The following is a 15,925-nucleotide window of genomic DNA, read 5'->3' as shown; positions in this document are numbered from 1 at the left end:
GAAATTAAAGTTTTTTACTAAATAATTTACTGGCTCACTTTTATGAGTTCAGGCCAGTAGACTTTAATTTTCGTCTAATTCACATCCTCCCCATATATTACAGGCTTTGTGAGAAAAGGACAACAGAAAGCCGTATCAACCCAGCCTGTCTCTGCGCTGGATTAACTCGAAGCCAATAGCTGATTTTCAGCGGAAGGGGTACCTTAATTCTATTCGACCACCGGGGGTACGTCAACTGCAAAAGCGAGACCTGGAGTCGTTTATGAACGCCTTCCTGTCTTATTACGCACGTAATAGTTTGGGGATACAGCATCCTATATAAAATGAACAAAGCCGAATCAGAAGACCCGGCTTTGCCTATTCTCTCGATCAAAACTCACTACGGCTTAACCACCCGAATCACCTGCCGCTGGGTATCCGTGCTCACCTGCAACAGAAACACCCCAGGCAGGGTAGCTACCCCTAGCTTTACCCGCTCCATCTCACCGGCTCGCTCCACCTGCTGACCACCTAATCGATGCCTATTTAAATCAACTAACTCCAAGCCAACCCGCTGACCTTCCACACCGCTAATCTCAAGCTCCAGCGTCTGGCCAGCCACCGGGTTACCTAACACCTGCACGGCTAAATCCGGACTAATTTCAGAATACCCTTCCCGAGCACCAGCCCCCGGCTCTGTACCATACACCCGCTGGCCTGCTACGTAGATCACTACCCGATTATTCTCCACAAAAGCATTGCTCACGCTCTGGTAGGAATGATCATTACTCTGACTAAAATTGCTCCAGTCTGACATAGCAATCCGATACTGAATGTTACCCGTACCACTTAGTGGATATAATTTCCCCAAATTAGGGAAACTAAATTCCAGATACGTATCAGCGTTGTCCAGCGGAGGGTTTACCTTCACAAATGTACCTTTCACATTATTGTTACCCAGTACGGCAAAATCCAGGTAGAAGTTCAGCGGTTGGCTGCCCTCCGATGTGAAATAGTAACGGACCTTCACATCGCTGTAGTTTACCGCTACGTTGCCCTCGTTGTTGAGCTGTAGGAACGTACTGATCGAATGGGTGGTAGCCGCACTCTTGTTCTGAGTGAGGATTTTCAGTTGTCGCTGAGGAGCGACCCCGCTAGGTTCGATTCCCCAAATCAACGTACCATTACGGTAGGCGGTGATGCGGGTGTTAATCATATAGTTGGCGTTGTTAGCATAGGCGTAGTCGTCGGCTTCGTTGAAAGGAGTCCAGTCGGATTTGGCAACGCCATTCTGGATGGGACCAGAGTTAGCACCCGGTGCCAGATTACCAGCCGAACCCTCGAAACGGTATTCGATATAGCCTAAGGCACCCTGACGGGGTTGGGGCAACTCTACGTAAGTCATCTTCACTTTATCGGTACCAAGTTGTGCCCAGTAAACGGACAGGTTGGTCATGGGGGCAAACTGCTCGGCGGTGAGCCAGTAGCGGACGGTGATCTCTCCGTAAGGGATGGGACTGGCTCCGCTGTTCTGGAGTTGCAGGTAGGGATGGATGACGTTATTAGTCAGGTTGCGGTCGTTGTCATGGTGCAACACTTGCAATACTGGGGGACCAACCGTAACCGTCGCGCTGGCCGGTGGGCTGATGCAGTTACCGACCTGACAAGTAGACTGGTAGACGAACTGGCCAGTCTGAGTGGTTGAGACTGTGATGGTGCTCGTGCCAGCGGTATTATTAGGCCCGGTCCAATTGATAGTGCCTGCACAGTTAGCCCCAACCAGCACCACTGCAGGGGAGTACTGGGGTACAGTTATGTTATTGACTCCACCAGGGTAGGGGTGGCCGGTCTGGGTTGCCAGCGTCGGAGCGGCTAAGGTCGTGTTGCTCTGGACGGTTGTGATAGCTGTAGCCGTGCAGCCTGATCCATTGGTAACAGAGACTGAATAGGTACCTTCACTGCTTATACTCCGTACAGCTTCCGAGCTACCATTCTCCCATAAATAACTGACTCCACCATTGGCCGTCAGGCTTACACTGGAAGTGGCGCAGGTTAGCATTGACGAATTGGGACTTATGCTCACTGTGGGCAGGGCATTGACGGTTAAGGTGAAAGCATCAATCCAGACGCTGTTGCCGTCCCCCGTCACCAAAGCGAAATAAGAGCCTGCATCACCAGACTGGACGTTGCTTAGGCTTAGCGTAGCCGTCGTTTGACCAGCGACAGGCTCACCAGTATTAGGTTGGTTACGATACCACTGATAACTGAGTGTACCAGCTCCGGTGGCACTCAGGCTACTGGTAGCCGAGCTACCCGCGCAGACTGACAGGCTGGCAGGAGTAGGCTGTTGTGTGATCTGAATGGGTGTAGTATAAATGTCTACTACGTTGGAACTCAACCCCAAAAAACCACCCCCAAAGAACGCCTTACTGCCTACGCTGGTGGCACTTAAATAACGCCGTGCCTGAGAGAGATTGGCCGTACTCCAGGTGTCTGTAGCCACATCATAGATGTCGACCACGCTTGAAAAACCTGAGCTGGATGTTCCTCCGGCAAAGAAAACTTTCCCTGCGGCACTGGTGGCGGTTAATAAACGTCTGCCCTCAGAAAGATTAGCCGTAGTCCAGGTGTTCGTAGCTGTATCATAAATGTCCACCCGGCTCGAAGGGCTACCCGTATGCCCACCTCCGAAGAAAACTTTACTGCCCGCACTGGTTGCACTTAAAAGCGTTCGGGCTTGAGAGAGGTTAGTGAACGACCAGGTATCTGTTGCTACATCATAACTGATGTTACGCCAACCCAGTTGTTTGGCTTTGGGTGAGTTGATTTTTGAGGGCGGTTAGCTCCGCAAAGGCGGCTTGCATCGCTTTAAGATATAACCGCCCTTTCAAGGCAAAATGATTCACATGTTGGGTCAGCCGTAAACGCTCCAACTTGACATAAGCGCAGATGCTGGCAAACAGATGAGTGGCCTGAGTGCGGTGGGTGCGCGTCGGGGATTTTTCCAGCGACGCATTCTGTTTGAGTGACTTATGATACTGCTCGATGCCCCACCGTTTTTGGTAGGTAGTCAGGAGTTGTTGGTACGACATCATTACATCAGTGCTCAACAGCAAGAGTTCACCAACTGACCCGTCCTTGTTGGGGAGGACGTCGCCACAAATCACCACGGGCGGTTGCACCGAGCGAATGAAAACGGTCTGTATAGTGCCGGGTTGCAACTTAAGGGTACTGATTTTAACGAATTTACCATTGGCACGGTCGTGTTTGGAAAGGGCTACTTCTAAGTTGGACTTAACAGCCCCCAAATAGTGGTGCTTGAGGCTCAGGACCAGGTTGATGTTATCGGCATTAGTGTACCAGGAATCGGCCAGCACATAGCGAAACGGCACAGCGTTCTGATGAGCTTGGCGAAGCATATCACCAAACATGTGGTGCTTGGTGCGTTCAGACCGCCAGACAACTTGGCGGGTTTTCAACGCGCAACGTTGGGTCTTGATTACCGGCTCGAAGCTTAGTGGGCACTGGCCTTTGGAGGTCTGATAGAGTAGACTAACGAAGTTGATGCCCCGAATATATTGCCCGGTCGTGTGGTCATAATGGGTGGTGATTAGCCCGTTTTCGTCGCTGTGAGGCTTGTGAGCGATGCTATCATCGACTAATAGCACTAATAGCACTCCATCAAGCTCTTGAATCTGGCGAATTAGGGGCTTGACAGGCTGCCACAAGGCTCGATTGCTGCTGTCTAGTTGATTGAGTAGATGGGTCACCGCATCATGACCTACGGCTCCATCGGTTAGGCGGGATAAGCCCGTAGCGGTGGTTTGGCCAAAGCTGCTCAACAGATAGTCTGTGTAGAGGTCGAGTGTCGTACGCATAGTCAAAATTAAACCAGTCGCTCAAAAGGTGGCGTAACATCAGATCATAAATATCGACCCGGTTTGTATAGCCTGTACTTGCGTCTCCTCCGGCGAAGAAAACCTTACCTCCGGCGCTGGTAGCACTCAAATCATACCTAGCCAAAGAGAGGGCAGCCGTAGTCCAGATGCCCGTCGCTGTATCATAAATATCGACTACATTCGAACGGACACCACCGCCTATAATTCCCCCACCGAAAAAAACCTTGCTTCCGATACTAGTCGCTTTGAGCGAACGCCGTGGCTGAGAGAGGGTGGACGTAGTCCAGGTATCCGTAACCGTGTCATAAATGTCTACCCGATCCGAATACGTCGACGCAAACCCACCGACGAAGAAGACCTTACCCCCTGCGCTAGTAGCACTTAACTCACTACGGGGTTGTGAGAGTGCGGCTGTACTCCAGGTTCCCGTCGCTGTATCATATATATCTACCCGGTCCGAATTACCGGAACCTGTGTACCCCCGGCAAAGAAAACCTTGTCCCCTGCACTAGTGGCACTTAATTCTGTCCGAGGTTGGGAGAGGGTAGTGGAGCTCCACTGGGCTTGGGTGATCGTGGCCGGGAGCAACAGGGCACTTAAAATAAGTACTTGACAAAGAGTTTGATAGAGTTTTTTCATAAAAAACGAACTGGTTAAAAAGTAAAGGCTTCCTTTGAAAGTGTACTGATTAATAATAATTCGTAAGCGGCAAGAGAACTAGGCAAAGATTCAACTAGAAAGAAGTAGCAGACAGGGCTATGACGCCGTTCAGGTTGGTTTTCTTTTGGACACCCTATTCCTCAGTGATGTTGTGGTTATGAGTTTTCAGATCGGCTTGAGCAAAATAGTATAAGACTGATTGTTTTTAGAACTAAAAGTGACGTTGGCTAAATAGACTACCAGCTTATCAGGCACAAATCTCTTTCATACATATCAACTAAAACTAACACATTTGAACCATTTCTATCGCATTTGAACCATTTTCAGAGGTATACACAGCAAAAACAGGCTTTAAGTATTGGGCTTGAAGAATAGATAAAAAAGCCTTCTCTGACTAAGCCAATATCTTGAGAAGTATCAAAAACAGCAAAGCCGAGTCCATGGGCTCGGCTTTGCGTAAGCGCTTTCTTAACAATGTCTAGGGTTTCACTACCCGAATCACCCAACGCTGATCAGACGTACTTACCTGCAACAACAGAACGCCTGGCACTGAAATGGGTTATCTGGCCCCTTCACTTGTAAACCTGTTCCTGCTTCCGCCACACCCTGACGAGCCGACAGATTGCAGAACACCAGCCAGTTGTAGGTATAAACAACCGATGAGCTGCCCTGCTGCGCCCGCAAGGTGATCACCGCGTTATCTGTGTAAAACGGTAATTAGTAAGGCTCTGGCTGAGTGGTGGGTAACATCTCATTGACCACTGAGAAACTGATCGGACTGCCATTGACCCCACTGTACTGAGGAGTGAACGTTATTCTCCACCAGGCTGGGATCAGCACATCTGGCCAGGTTCACCCCCAAGGTACCAAAGCCCGAAGGCTGAGACGGAGCCACCGTCCGCACAAAGCTACTGATCACCTGCACTCTTACTGGGTCGATATCCGTAATGGTCACGCTGCTGATTCCCGTCATGGAGTGCGGTCTACCCACAATCCCTAAGGCAATGGACAGACATTTGGCATCTAAGCTGACAACAAAAAACCCAATTCTTTTATCTGTACAGGCGGCTGGTAGCTTACAGGCCAAAAGTTTTTACTGTCGGTCTGGCTGAATCCTAAGGCATTGTGGACGGACCGACAGGTAGAGATGCTACTTTATTCAACGAAACGCTGATCACTCACACTTCACCTGTGAGGATCTTTTTCCGGTGTAACTCACCCCAACTACGTAAGGATTCAATCACTCCTCCCAGGGTTTGGCTATGAGAGGTTAGGGTGTAAGTGACTTTTACAGGATAACTATCATACACCGTTCGCTTCACTAACCCGTTTACCTCCATATCCCGTAATTCTTTCGAGAGCATTCGGTCAGTGATGCCGTGCACTTCTTTGGCAATTTCGCCAAACCGCTTCTCTCCAAACGTAAGTGCTACAATGATGGGCAGTTTCCATTTGCCATTCAATACATCCAGCGCATCCCGAATTGGGCGTAATATGCTCACACATTCCTCGTGCTTGCGATCCGTAACTTCCATTCTCATATCAACAGCATTATAGAGCTGATAATTCTTTAAAACTCACTATACTAGAGTATAGAACTATACTTCAGTATAGTCCTTACAAATATATAGCAAACAAGGTAATTTTGCATCATCACTGAAGGCAAAACTAATGGCCATTCATAAATAACCTATACAACATGTTCTTACCCAGAAAACTAGTCAATAGATATACACCACCCACTCAACAGGGGTTTTTAGGAGCTGGTCATTTAGCCAGCCCGGTAATCCAGGTGGATTTCACAGAAAGCGATCCTTTCATCATGCTGATGGATGATCGACTCAACAAACAGGATGATCATCCCGCCGGAGGCCCGCATCCTCATGCTGGTTTTGAAACCGTATCCTTACTCCTGGAAGGCACAATGGGCGACGAAGTCCATCAACTAAAGGGTGGGGATTTACAACTGATGACCGCCGGGAGCGGGATCATTCATACGGAAACCATCGAGGGCAAAGCTTCGCTGCGGCTGTTACAGTTATGGCTGAATCTACCGAAGAGAGACCGCTGGGCTCAGCCAAGAGTACAGGATATCTCATTAGAGAAAGCCCCCAGATTAAACCAGGACGGAGTAGACATAAGAGTTTACAGTGGTTCCCTGGCTGGTTTGACTTCGCCGATTCAAAATTACACTCCACTACTTATCGCGGATATCCGATTACAGCCAAACGTGATCACCATACAACAGATACCAGGCAACTACACGGCGTTTTTGTATATCCTGGCAGGAAGCGTACAGGTGGGCGATGACACCAATGTTTTACAGCAGGATCAGGTGGGCTGGCTCAACAGATATTCGGATACCTCTCAAAGCAACCTTAAGCTGTCGGCTGGTGAAAATGGAAGCCGGGTTATACTTTACGCCGGAGAGCCTCAAGGTGATGCCATCGTATCACACGGCCCCTTCATTGCCGATACCCAGGAAGACATTCGACGGCTCTACCAGGAATACAGACAGGGTAAAATGAGCCATATTTCAACCGTTCCAGCCTCACAACGGATACTCTGGTAGGTCCGACCTACCTCGTTTCAAGCATTTTTTCAATTATTTCAGATTACTAATTTTTAGGTTTATGACAACGTATAAATGGGTCCTTGACCCCACTCACAGCGAACTCGGATTTAAGATCAAACACTTGATGATCAGCAACATTTCGGGCTCTTTTCAACAATTTCAGGTAGAAGTAGAAACCGAAAACGACGATTTCAGAACGGCTCAGATACGGGCTGCTGCTGAGATTGCTTCCATCCATACCAACAATGAGCAACGGGACCACCACTTGCGTAACTCAGATTTCTTTGAAGCCGAAACCTATCCCCGGTTAAGCTTTCAATCTACAAAGGTGGAGCAACAGGATGAGGATAATTTTACGGTTTATGGAGACCTGACCATGAAAGGTGTTCGTAAACCAGTTCAATTAAAAGTTGAGTACAGTGGAGTTACCAAAGATCCCTGGGGAGGAGTAAGAGCAGGTTTTACCATCACCGGAAAACTGAACCGCAGCGATTGGGGGATTAACTTCAATGGCGTGCTAGAAACAGGCGGCTTAGCACTCAGTGAAGAAGTCAAAATTAACAGTGAAATTCAACTGGTGAAGCAACTGGAGCCGGTTCTTGCTTAAAGTTGTCACTCGGTTAATCAGCACCCTAAAGTTCCCAAAGAGTGAGGGAATTTAGGGTGCTGTTTTCATACCTGATATCGTAAGCGACCACTTGTACAAGTAAAAATCCTAATGGGCAGCTGGGCTATAAGGGATTGACTATAAAATACTGATCATTTCTTCTCCAGTAGTTGTTTGACTAACGCCTTTAATTTAGTAACCTCATCATAGTCGTTATTTTCCAGATACAATTGGCCATCCTAAGTAGGTTTATCATTCTTTTTCTTCTTTAAAGAACGACTTGTAAATCAAGTGTTGTAGTTTTACAGAAAGCTGAATAATGGTAATCCAGTCGGTCATAGCCGATACACAGATACACATTACTGGCTGTTAATCAGAACGTATCATGAACCGTAGAGAAGCCATTCTGCAGGTAGCCCTTACGATGGGAAGCGCCCTTTCAGCGCCATCAATGGCGGCCATTGTCGCAGGATACCAGCCCCATAGGGCTACTAAACGAGTACCTTCCGCATTTGCCTTGAAACCTAAACAGGTGGTATTACTGGACGAAATAACGGAGGTTATTATGCCTACTACGTCTACGCCGGGTGCTAAGGCCGCGAAAGTGGGCGAAACTATCCAGTTGATTCTGAAAGATTGTTACAAGCCCGACCAGCAGGAACACTTCATGAAAGGATTGGACGCTGTTGAAGCCGAAAGTCAGAAAACCCACAGCAAGTCATTCGTGGAACTGCCGATTGATCAGAAGACGGCCATCCTGAAGCAGTTTGAACAACTAGCTAAAACTGAAGCCAAGCAACAACCTAAGGGCCAGGAAAAACTAGCCAAAAACCCGGAAACGACATTAGGCGCTTTTGCCCCCGCTGGCAGCGACCAAACTGAGGCAAAACTCGTAGATGCCGAAACTGGCGCTGTAGTGAAGGATGAAAAGAAAAATGCGCCCCTTATTCCATTCTTCAAACTCGTGAAAGAACTAACCGTTCTGGGCTATTTTAGCTCGGAGATTGGCTGTACACAGGCACTTGAGTACGTAAAAATCCCCGGCCGCTACGAAGGCGTCGTTAAACTAAAAGAAGGCCAGAAAGCTTGGGCAACGTAAAATTTAGTCAATAGTCGATCGTCGTCAGTCAAGTGTATTTAGGCTGGCAACTATCCATTGTTTAAATCCAATTCTAAAAAACTATTGACTCTTGACTAACGACTAATTTCAATGAACCTTAATCTTGACGCTAAAAAAGGAATGACCTACGATGCTATCGTGGTCGGTTCCGGTATATCAGGGGGCTGGGCAGCTAAAGAGCTGACTGAAAAGGGCCTTAAAGTGCTCATGCTCGAACGTGGGCCTGATCTCAAACACGTAACAGATTATCCCACCGCCATGAAAGATCCCTGGGAGTTTCCGCACCGGGGCAAGATTGAATTATGGGCAGCCGAAGAGTATTGGGCCAATGCCCGGTCGGGCGGAAAACCCGGCGAAGATCAGCGACACATGTTTACCAAAGATGTCGACGTACCGTACATCGAAAAACGCCCCTACGACTGGATTCGGGGCTATCATCTGGGTGGCCGCTCGATCATGTGGGGACGGCAAAGTTATCGCCTTAACGAACGCGACTTCACCGCCAATCTTGAGGATGGACATGGTGCTGACTGGCCGATACGTTACAAAGACATTGCGCCCTGGTACTCCTACGTAGAGAAATTTGCCGGCGTTTCGGGTAATAAGGACGGCCTTGCTGTACTACCCGACGGCGATTTTGTGCCGCCCATGCAGATGAACAGCATCGAACTGCATGCGAAAGCAGGCATTGAAAAGAATTTCAAAGGTCGGCATCTGGTTATTGGTCGTCCGGCCATTCTTTCAGTCGCACAGAAAATTCATACAGACGGCGGGCGGGCATCGTGCCAGTTCCGCAATTTATGCGTTCGAGGATGTCCGTTTGGAGCGTATTTCAGCACGCAATCCTCTACGTTGCCAGCGGCCATGAAAACCGGTCGACTGACAATCATTACCGATAAAATTGCCTATCAGGTGATTTTCGACGACCAGAAAAACAAAGCTGTTGGCGTACGCGTCATCGACCAGAATACAAAGCAGCATCAGGAATATTACGCCAAAATCATCTTTCTGAATGCGTCGACCATGAACACCGCCTGGATTATGATGCAATCGACGTCGAAGCGTTTCCAGAATGGTCTGGGTAACGACTCAGACCAGTTGGGCCGCAATCTGATGGACCACCATCTGGGAGCAGGTGCATCGGGCGAATATGATGGGTTGAAAGATATGTATTACTACGGTCGGCGCGGCAACGGCATTTACATTCCCCGTTTCGCCAACTGGGGCGATGATAAGCGGAAAGACTTTGTCCGCGGCTTTGGTTACCAGGGGCGCGGTGCCCGTCAGGATTGGGTGGCTGGGGCTTCGAAAGATGGTTTCGGACCGGAGTTTAAAGATAGCCTGACCAAGCCGGGGCGCTGGGAATTTAACATCGGCGGCTTTGGCGAAACCCTCCCCGACCCCACCAACCGCATGCGTCTTTCCGATAAAAAAGATAAATGGGGCTTACCGATCATTGAGTTCGATGCTGGTTGGGGCGAAAACACGATTGGTATGCGGAAAGCGATGATGAACGATGCTGCCGAAATGCTCGAAGCTGCTGGCCTCAAAAATGTAAAAACACGTAACGACAACGATAAAAATCAGGGAATCGGCATTCACGAAATGGGAGCCGCTCGCATGGGTCGCGATCCGAAAACGTCGGTACTGAACGCCAATAATCAGGTTTGGGGCGCGAAAAACGTATTCGTGACCGACGGTGCTGCTATGGTATCATCCTCCTGCGTGAACCCATCCCTGACATACATGGCTCTAACTGCCCGCGCAGCCGATTTTGCCGTGAAGGAGTTAAAACGAATGAATTTGTAGTTTTCCGTATCTGCTGAAATGTAGTTATTTATGACACTTGGTTATCCATCTGAAGCGTCATAAATAGCTGCATTTTATCGTAGTCGACGCTTCAGCAGCAAGTAAGCCCCCGCTGTTGCCAATCCTCCAATCAGATACCAGCCTACCGTCATGGCAGCCGTTGCTGTCGTCCGACTGCTGGGAGCTGTTCCCAAGCCCATCGGACCGGGTAACCCTACGGCTCCGGCTCCGGCAGCCAGTCCCAACGTAGCACCCGCCAGTACGGCATGTTTTGGTTTCGCCAGCCCAACCAGGCTATAATACAACGCATTAGAAAGCAGATCACCACCCAACGTCCAGAAATAGAGTTCATCTTTAGGAGGGACTTTCAGTTTCGCTTTTTTCAGCCCTTTTTTGATGGCACGTTCGCCAAGAATGTCAGCACGAGGGGCCTCGTCAATGAACTGGCGAGCCGTTTCATGAAGCGCTGTCAGCACCGTAGCTCCTACCAGGCCGCTACCCAGCGCAGGCAAGATTGTTTTGTTTAGTTTCGTCATACGTGCTTAACTTGCCAACGTCGCTAAATGTTAAACTCAAACGTAGCATCAGCGGTCATTTTGCCAACCTGAACGATAGTAACGTACCATCCATGACTTTTTCTTTCCGTAACGACCAACCCGATCTGGCTATCGACATCATGGGCGAAGTGGGTCAATGGCTCGTTGACAATAATCAGGAGCTTTGGGAAATTCATACGCTTACGCCCGAAAACTTACTGGATCAATACACCACAGGCAATCTCTACGTGATGTATGCAGAAGAAGTGGGTAAAGCGCCTGAACCAGCCGCCGTCCTGATTCTTCAATGGGAAGATCCGCTATTCTGGCCCGACGTACCGCCCAATATGTCCGGCTTCATCCATAAACTCGCTATTCGCCGACCTTTTGCCGGACAAAATCTATTCAGTCATATTATTAATTTCTGTCGAACGGAATGTCTTAAACGGGGAATCACTACGTTACAACTCGAAACGGATGCTACGCGACCGAAGCTAATGGCTTTTTACGAACGTTACGGATTCCAGCCAACGTATCAGCGACAGATTCATGAGTTTGGCCAGACGTTTCTTTGTCAGTACTACGTTATGACGTTTTCCTAATGGCTTTATGTATAAGTTGCTGGTCTTTTTCCTGCTGATTAGCCTGTTAAGTTGTCAGAGCAATTCACAGCCTGAACCTCCTCAGTACAACGTACCAGCCGAGGTTGAGCCGTTCATTCTGGCATTTCGTCAGGAAGCCCAGCAACGTAACAAAACGGTGGCTACTAATAATCTGATCGTTACGTTTGGAACTACTTTAGGAGAAGATGTCTGCGGAGAATGTATTCCGGGGAAAACACCACGTATCGTTCTGAATATCGACGATTTCTGTTGGCAGAAGGCCAGCCAGCAGGAGCGGGAATGTCTGATATTTCACGAATTAGGTCATTGTCTGCTTAACCGTGCGCACAAAACCGATAAATTTCCGAACGGTGCTTTCATAAGTCTGATGAATCCTGACAACGTAACGGTGTATGCTACGTGCCGTTACCCGATTGGGGACGACGAATGCGATAAACGCCCCCGGCGAAGTTACTACATCGATGAGCTGTTCGACTCCTCTACACCGACACCCACCTGGGGAAAGTAAGTCACTACGTTATTGAACCCGAACCAACTGAACACCCAGCACCGGACGACCATCGGCGGTAACGCCCTGTATCACCACACGTAAGGTCCGCACTACGTCCGATAGCGGAAAACGTAGCTGGCTGTGCCCCTGGCTGTCGGTTTGCATCAGTGGTTTCCAATACAATACGTCCCGGTAATCGACGGGGCCAGAGATGGAGTCGGTCGTTACTTCTGTATTGTAGCGTGGGACGTAGAACTCGCGCTGCACCGACGGGTAGCCAATGAACTGAATCGGAGTCATTCCCGCTTTGGGTTTTCCGCTTCCCTGCATGGAACGTGCGCTTTTGGAGTAAAAAGCAATAACGCCATTACCTCCCCGAACCCCATATATACCAGCTGTACCAGCATTTTTCAACACTTCGACACGTTCGATATCGCCCGGATTGAAGCTTAGCAAAGCCGTTCCATCAGGGTCCTGAATGGGCATGCCATCGAGTAAGTAGAGTGGCTGTGTACCACTTTTAAAACTACTCACGCCCCGTATAAGAACCTGATATCCAGGCGGTGCTGACCCGCCTGGTGGCGGACTGGTTCGGGTAACCGTCACGCCCGCCAATCGTCCCTGGATCATTTCGTATAGATTTGGGTAGTTTGGCGATTTGTCATCGAACACAAGAACGGCATCAGCCTCATTGTGCAAACTACGCCGTTTAATATCATCAGGGCGTTCATCATTTTTTCGCGCTCGAACCGTCACTTCTTTCAACACTTTCACCGTTTTATCGCGGTAAAAATCGGTGTTTGCTTCCTGCCGAATTCGGGCAGCTTCCAGTTGAGCCCGCAATGTCGACCAGTTTGGGGCAGTGGTTGTTTTACCAGATTCCCACAGTTTACCTGGTCTTTCCTGAACCAGAAAGGCTTCTTTAGCCGGAATATCTTTCAACTGACGATCAGTGAGTTGCGTCATTAATTGAATAGTATCAGTAATGGCCATACCCGCCAATCGGAATCGCCCTTTTTCATCTGCACCAGCCGATTTTACGAACGATTGCCCAGCAGCTGTCGACGCCACCATGATCTGCGCTCCAGGTATTGGTTGGTTTTTCGCATTCAAAATACGCCCAATCAGCGAAACGCCACCAAGCTGTTCCGTTTCTGGCGTGCCACTCACTCGTCGCCACCCCTGCGTCAGGAGCAGATCGTCCAGCGCCTGTCGGGTTTCGGCAGAGAGATTCACCACGTACTGGTTGGGATTTTCGATACGTCCGCGCAACTCGCCCGTTAGCAACAAATGCGTCTGGAACGTAGCATCGGCACTGTCGTTGGGCACTTGCCCGGCATCGGTAATCGACGCCGATAAAGCGGCCAGCGCCGGTAATCCATTATCGTTCAGATTGACACTTAGGATGGCCTGTTCACGTGGCTGATACCGCGTTTTGTTGAATCCTATCAGCACACGCACCGGCGCAATAAATTCGGGCACAAAAACTAACCGCTCGGCTTGAGGCTTAGCGATGGCATCGTAAAGAGTTATTTGCGTAAGTCCCGGCAACCAGGTCATCATGGGTAGACTTACCTTCGCTACGCCATTTTGCAACAGAATTTTTCGTTGATCGATTACCCGACCGCGCTGCTGAATCAGCATGTACACGGAGTCGCTAACGGCTTTATTCGTACTCATTACGGTCAACGCCAGGCGAGTAGTGTCACTGATTGCATCGGCAGAAAGCAAAATTCCTTCGGTTTCCGGTTTGGGCAGAGGAACACGTTGAGATTGGTTGTTATACGTTACGTCGGCGTAGTACGTATGCTGCGCTTTTGGCTCCATCAACACACTAGTCATTCCCTGTTGATTGGTTTTGAAACGTACCACTTCTGCTCCCAGATCATCGACGATACGTCCTGCAATGGACAAGCCGTGCCCATTGGGTTGTACAATTTTTACACCCAACCGTGCCGGTAATCCCACAAACCAGCGGCCTCCTTCCGGCAAAATCTGAATGTCTAATTGCTGAGTAACGGAGTCGGTACGTAACGATATGTTGTTCTGAAACAGGTTGTAAACAGCTACATATCGTTCGAAAGCAGGGCGTCGCTGGGCATCATCTTCATCGGTATAGGCGCGTAAACGATACGTTCCCGTCGCGAGCGTATCCGACAGGCGAAAATTACCCTCACCCCTTCCATCGACTATACGTACCCACTGATGCTGCACAAGGTTGCCAGCCGATGTAAGCAAATCGACATGAATAGCCGTTTCACCACCGGGCCGCTGGTAACTGGCAGCGTCGAGTAGATACGTACTCATCCAGAGTCGGTCGCCGGTGGCGTAGAAGGGCTTATCAATGTGCACAAATACTAGCGGGGCCAGCACCTTGAATCGCTCGTTGAAAGCGGTAGTGATACGTCCCATGCGGGCGTCGGGTGGTGCGAGTTTTCCCTGAATAGCCAATGGCCCGTTTGTAAGCGTCTCCTTCTCATTACCTTCGGGCTTCCAGTCGGCTGGCAACATAGTCGATAGCCGGTCATTACCCATTGAGCCTTTTACTTCCATACCTTCAGGCATCGTGATAACGCCATCGACAGTCATTTGCAGCTGACCGTTAGGCAGTTTCATTTCAGAATAAGCGTAACGCGCGTCGGGATAAGGCGAGTACGATGAGAAGGCATTCGTATTGAAAATGATCAGTTTCATGGGCGAAACCAGCCGCCGTTCGGTCGATAAACGACCGGGTTGAATCAACGTAGAAACCTTAATCGGAATCAGGCGCTTATAGTCGTTGACCATAGCCGCAAGAGTAATTGACCGACGTTCGAGGGACATCGTTTTGGTGATATCTTCCTGATAGACCAGAAAACCTGCCTGCTCGAACGAATTATCGGTCAAGCTGGCCATTAAATGGCGAATAGATCCTTTGTAAGCAGTGAGCTGATTACGTCGAAATCGGTTGGCTTGCCGTTCGTTCTCAGGTTTCAGTTCCTCAAAACGGGCATTTCCGGCATAAAAAACTCCCTCTCCCGTAGCATCAAAATGCTGTAAATCATAGATCAGACGGTAACCTATCGCCTGATTTTCAATAATCAACGGCTCTGTAGCCGTTGCATACAGATGTTCTCTATCTTCTTTAAAATTGAGGACCTCGCTGTTTACAAGAAGACATTGTCCGCCAAATGGCTCGCCGAAAAGTTGCTTTTTAAACTGACGTAAATGGCGTTCCCAACGCTTCGGATTGCCGCGGACGGTTACAGCATTGAGAGTTTGTTCGCTCGGTTTCAGGCGGAAATTCGCCTTTTGGGGTGTCGCATTGTCGAATCGATATGTATTCTTTGTGGGTTGATATCCAACAAACGAAGCCGCAATTTCGACCGTACCCAGCGGTATACCAGCCAACGTATAAAAGCCGTTTTCGTCGGCGATTGCGCCACGCGTTGTTCCGTTCACATAGACGTTGGCAAACGGCATGGGTTTTCCCGTCGTGGCATCTACTACGTGTCCGGTTAGTGTGGTTGTTTGCCCATAAGCCAGCAGGGTCGATCCTAGCAGCAGAACGACAGTTATCCAACCGATGAAGCACGAGCAACGCATAGCGATTAAGTTACCCTTCCAATAAGAACTCAGTTCCGTAAT

General features: G+C 49.1%; 14 protein-coding genes. 6 read left to right on the top strand and 8 right to left on the bottom strand.

Features of this window, described 5'->3' with window-relative positions:
- Nucleotides 1-379: 379 nt before the first annotated feature.
- The 6 genes from IC229_RS00740 to IC229_RS00715 form a co-directional block, all read right to left on the bottom strand.
- Nucleotides 380-2,635 (bottom strand): cellulose binding domain-containing protein, encoded by a 2,256-nt coding sequence (locus IC229_RS00740; RefSeq protein WP_190885007.1) that lies wholly within the window; start codon nt 2,633-2,635, stop codon nt 380-382.
- Between the two features lie 133 nt (nt 2,636-2,768).
- On the bottom strand, nt 2,769-3,857 hold the full coding sequence (locus tag IC229_RS00735) for an IS701 family transposase (protein ID WP_190885006.1): 1,089 nt from the start codon (nt 3,855-3,857) through the stop codon (nt 2,769-2,771).
- Nucleotides 3,754-4,323 carry a kelch repeat-containing protein gene (locus IC229_RS36030; RefSeq protein WP_190885313.1) on the bottom strand — a complete coding sequence of 190 codons (570 nt, stop codon included), beginning with the start codon at nt 4,321-4,323 and terminating at the stop codon, nt 3,754-3,756. Before IC229_RS36030 ends, IC229_RS00735 begins: the two co-directional genes overlap by 104 nt.
- A gap of 737 nt (nt 4,324-5,060) precedes the next feature.
- The gene (locus IC229_RS00725; RefSeq protein ID WP_190885005.1) at nt 5,061-5,231 is read right to left on the bottom strand and encodes a hypothetical protein; all 171 of its coding nucleotides are present in this window, start codon (nt 5,229-5,231) and stop codon (nt 5,061-5,063) included.
- Between the two features lie 58 nt (nt 5,232-5,289).
- Complete coding sequence (locus IC229_RS00720; RefSeq protein WP_190885004.1) at nt 5,290-5,625, bottom strand: hypothetical protein; 336 nt, start codon at nt 5,623-5,625, stop codon at nt 5,290-5,292.
- A gap of 91 nt (nt 5,626-5,716) precedes the next feature.
- Complete coding sequence (locus tag IC229_RS00715) at nt 5,717-6,073, bottom strand: winged helix-turn-helix transcriptional regulator (protein ID WP_190885312.1); 357 nt, start codon at nt 6,071-6,073, stop codon at nt 5,717-5,719.
- Nucleotides 6,074-6,237: 164 nt separating this feature from the next.
- Here IC229_RS00715 and IC229_RS00710 point away from each other — a divergent pair, with 164 nt between their 5' ends.
- The 4 genes from IC229_RS00710 to IC229_RS00695 all read left to right on the top strand — a co-directional run bounded on the left by IC229_RS00710 (nt 6,238) and on the right by IC229_RS00695 (nt 10,649).
- Nucleotides 6,238-7,110: a pirin family protein gene (locus tag IC229_RS00710; RefSeq protein ID WP_190885003.1), complete on the top strand. Its 873-nt coding sequence runs from the start codon at nt 6,238-6,240 to the stop codon at nt 7,108-7,110.
- A 61-nt stretch (nt 7,111-7,171) separates the two neighbouring features.
- Nucleotides 7,172-7,720: a YceI family protein gene (locus IC229_RS00705; RefSeq protein ID WP_190885002.1), complete on the top strand. Its 549-nt coding sequence runs from the start codon at nt 7,172-7,174 to the stop codon at nt 7,718-7,720.
- A 385-nt stretch (nt 7,721-8,105) separates the two neighbouring features.
- On the top strand, nt 8,106-8,819 hold the full coding sequence (locus IC229_RS00700) for a gluconate 2-dehydrogenase subunit 3 family protein (RefSeq protein ID WP_190885001.1): 714 nt from the start codon (nt 8,106-8,108) through the stop codon (nt 8,817-8,819).
- A 111-nt stretch (nt 8,820-8,930) separates the two neighbouring features.
- A complete protein-coding gene (locus tag IC229_RS00695; protein ID WP_190885000.1) occupies nt 8,931-10,649 on the top strand; it encodes a GMC oxidoreductase in 1,719 nt (572 codons plus the stop codon).
- Nucleotides 10,650-10,723: 74 nt separating this feature from the next.
- On the opposite strand, the gene IC229_RS00690 is transcribed toward IC229_RS00695, so the two are convergent.
- Nucleotides 10,724-11,185, bottom strand: a complete 462-nt coding sequence (locus IC229_RS00690; RefSeq protein WP_190884999.1) for a hypothetical protein — start codon at nt 11,183-11,185, stop codon at nt 10,724-10,726.
- An 11-nt stretch (nt 11,186-11,196) separates the two neighbouring features.
- Between IC229_RS00690 and IC229_RS00685 the strand changes: the two genes are divergently transcribed.
- Complete coding sequence (locus tag IC229_RS00685; protein ID WP_223833789.1) at nt 11,197-11,787, top strand: GNAT family N-acetyltransferase; 591 nt, start codon at nt 11,197-11,199, stop codon at nt 11,785-11,787.
- A gap of 7 nt (nt 11,788-11,794) precedes the next feature.
- On the top strand, nt 11,795-12,316 hold the full coding sequence (locus IC229_RS00680) for a hypothetical protein (RefSeq protein WP_190884998.1): 522 nt from the start codon (nt 11,795-11,797) through the stop codon (nt 12,314-12,316).
- A gap of 9 nt (nt 12,317-12,325) precedes the next feature.
- Here the strand turns inward: IC229_RS00680 and IC229_RS00675 are convergent, their stop codons facing one another.
- On the bottom strand, nt 12,326-15,883 hold the full coding sequence (locus IC229_RS00675) for a carboxypeptidase-like regulatory domain-containing protein (RefSeq protein WP_190884997.1): 3,558 nt from the start codon (nt 15,881-15,883) through the stop codon (nt 12,326-12,328).
- Between the last annotated feature and the right edge of the window lie 42 nt (nt 15,884-15,925).

Source organism: Spirosoma profusum (assembly GCF_014699005.1).
GTDB classification, from domain to species: domain Bacteria; phylum Bacteroidota; class Bacteroidia; order Cytophagales; family Spirosomataceae; genus Spirosoma; species Spirosoma profusum.
This window is presented reverse-complemented; position numbering and strand designations above follow the sequence as displayed.

Coding starts and splice junctions, on each gene's coding strand:
- IC229_RS00735 (WP_190885006.1), bottom strand. CDS start 3,857: ATGCGTACGACACTCGACCTCTACACAGACTATCTGTTGAGCAGCTTT.
- IC229_RS00715 (WP_190885312.1), bottom strand. CDS start 6,073: ATGGAAGTTACGGATCGCAAGCACGAGGAATGTGTGAGCATATTACGC.
- IC229_RS00710 (WP_190885003.1), top strand. CDS start 6,238: ATGTTCTTACCCAGAAAACTAGTCAATAGATATACACCACCCACTCAA.
- IC229_RS00705 (WP_190885002.1), top strand. CDS start 7,172: ATGACAACGTATAAATGGGTCCTTGACCCCACTCACAGCGAACTCGGA.
- IC229_RS00700 (WP_190885001.1), top strand. CDS start 8,106: ATGAACCGTAGAGAAGCCATTCTGCAGGTAGCCCTTACGATGGGAAGC.
- IC229_RS00695 (WP_190885000.1), top strand. CDS start 8,931: ATGAACCTTAATCTTGACGCTAAAAAAGGAATGACCTACGATGCTATC.
- IC229_RS00690 (WP_190884999.1), bottom strand. CDS start 11,185: ATGACGAAACTAAACAAAACAATCTTGCCTGCGCTGGGTAGCGGCCTG.
- IC229_RS00680 (WP_190884998.1), top strand. CDS start 11,795: ATGTATAAGTTGCTGGTCTTTTTCCTGCTGATTAGCCTGTTAAGTTGT.
- IC229_RS00675 (WP_190884997.1), bottom strand. CDS start 15,883: ATGCGTTGCTCGTGCTTCATCGGTTGGATAACTGTCGTTCTGCTGCTA.